The organism is Alcanivorax sp. HI0007 (genome assembly GCF_001635525.1).
Taxonomy (GTDB): Bacteria; Pseudomonadota; Gammaproteobacteria; order Pseudomonadales; family Alcanivoracaceae; genus Alcanivorax.
The window spans coordinates 1-1,812 of the sequence record NZ_LWEJ01000036.1; the positions used below are offsets into that span (position 1 = coordinate 1).

Annotated in this window: 2 protein-coding genes; one reads left to right on the plus strand and one right to left on the minus strand. The window is 60.9% G+C overall.

Annotated features, from left to right (window positions below; genetic code table 11):
- Positions 1 to 393 (plus strand): hypothetical protein (locus A3714_RS17865; RefSeq protein ID WP_231867815.1); only part of this gene is annotated, 393 nt, incomplete at its 5' end.
- Between the two features lie 417 nt (positions 394 to 810).
- Here A3714_RS17865 and nadB read toward each other — a convergent pair.
- On the minus strand, positions 811 to 1,812 hold a 1,002-nt coding region (gene nadB / locus A3714_RS02415; RefSeq protein ID WP_082850706.1), incomplete at its 5' end, for an L-aspartate oxidase.

The following is a 1,812-nucleotide window of genomic DNA, read 5'->3' on the forward strand; positions in this document are numbered from 1 at the left end:
TCCTTGCCCTGGTCTCCGCGAAAAAAGCTTGAGCTGAGCCCCTCCCGCTATCCCGCCCGGCTGAAGTGGCTGGCGGTGATTGGGGTGGTGCCGGCAATCCTGCTGACGCAAATGCCCTGGTGGGCGCTGGTGCTGCTATTGCTGGCGTTACCGCTGCTTATGAGAGGCTGGCAGCCGCCGCAGCTGTCCCAGATGGAACTCCACGAACAGGGTCTCACCCTCATCGGCCGTCACTGGCAGGAACTGGAACAACCTCGCCGGGTACTGCGCGTCGGCCCCTGGATGGCCATCCAGACCCCGAAAGGCTGGTTGCACCTGTTCGACGACCAGGCCCCCCGGGCGCAGCTGCAGCCGTTTTATCAGTGGCTGTGGACCAACAGGAAAAGCAGTTAAAAGCAGTTAAAAGCAGTTAATAGTGAACAGTGAATAGTTAACATTGGCGCGAGCCCGCATCGTTGTTATCGTCAAACGCAAGAGGCCGCGCCCAGGCATTGGGTGCGGCCTCTTGCGTTGCAAAACCGGAAAACAGGGCTTGCAGGTAGGGTGCACTGAGGCTAAGCGAACTGCACCATCGGGCGTTGGATTGGTGCAGTTCCCTTAGGCTCAGTGCACCCTACAAATACCTGTATCGGCGACTGCCACTCTGTCAGTAGGAGCGTCGCTGGCGGCGCGATTGCGACCTGTCGATGAGATGACCGCCCCGCCAGCGACGCTCCTGCATCGCAGGATAGGCAGGCACAGCACCAAACCTCTGGGTGCGGCGTAATGCGCAACAGAGAACCTGCAGCCTGTCTCGCGCGTTGTTCACTGTTAACTGAGGTCCGGTGTGAGCACCGTATCCACCACCTCGTCATTCGTGCCGGGATAATCGCGCATGAAATGCAGCCCCCGACTTTCCTTGCGTTGCATGGCGGAGCGGATGATGAGTTCGGCGATCACCACCAGGTTGCGCAGCTCCAGCAGGTCGTTGCTGATGTGATAGTTGCTGTAATACTCGGCGATTTCGTTTCTCAGCAGCTCGGCCCGGTGCAGGGCCCGCTCCAGGCGTTTTTCCGTGCGCACGATACCCACGTAATCCCACATGAAGCGGCGCAGTTCATCCCAGTTATGGCTGATCACCACGTCCTCGTCGGAATCGGTGACCTGGGATTCATCCCATTCCTTGTGCTCGCGGGGTTCCGGCACGTCGGCCAGGGTGGCGCCGATGTGTTCGGCTGAGGCCTTGCCATAGACCAGACACTCCAGCAGGGAGTTGCTGGCCATGCGGTTGGCGCCGTGCAGGCCGGTGAAGCTGGTTTCGCCGATGGCGTAAAGACCGGGCACATCGGTCTGGCCGTTTTCGTTGATCATCACGCCGCCGCAGGTGTAGTGGGCGGCAGGCACCACCGGCATGGGATCGCGGGTGATATCCAGGCCCAGTTGCAGACACTTGGCGTAGACGGTGGGGAAGTGCTCGATAATGAAATCCGCCGGCTTGTGGCTGATATCCAGATACAGACAGTCCGCCCCCAGGCGCTTCATTTCATGGTCGATGGCGCGGGCTACCACGTCCCGGGGGGCCAGTTCTCCGCGTTCATCAAAGCGATGCATGAAGCGCTCACCGCTGGGCAACAGCAGGTGCCCACCTTCGCCGCGAATGGCCTCGGTGACCAGAAAACTTTTGGCCTTGGGGTGGTACAGGCAGGTGGGGTGGAACTGCATGAATTCCATGTTGGCCACCCGGCAGCCGGCCCGCCAGGCCATGGCGATGCCGTCGCCGGTGGCCACATCCGGATTGGACGTATACAGGTACACCTTGGAGGCGCCGCCGGT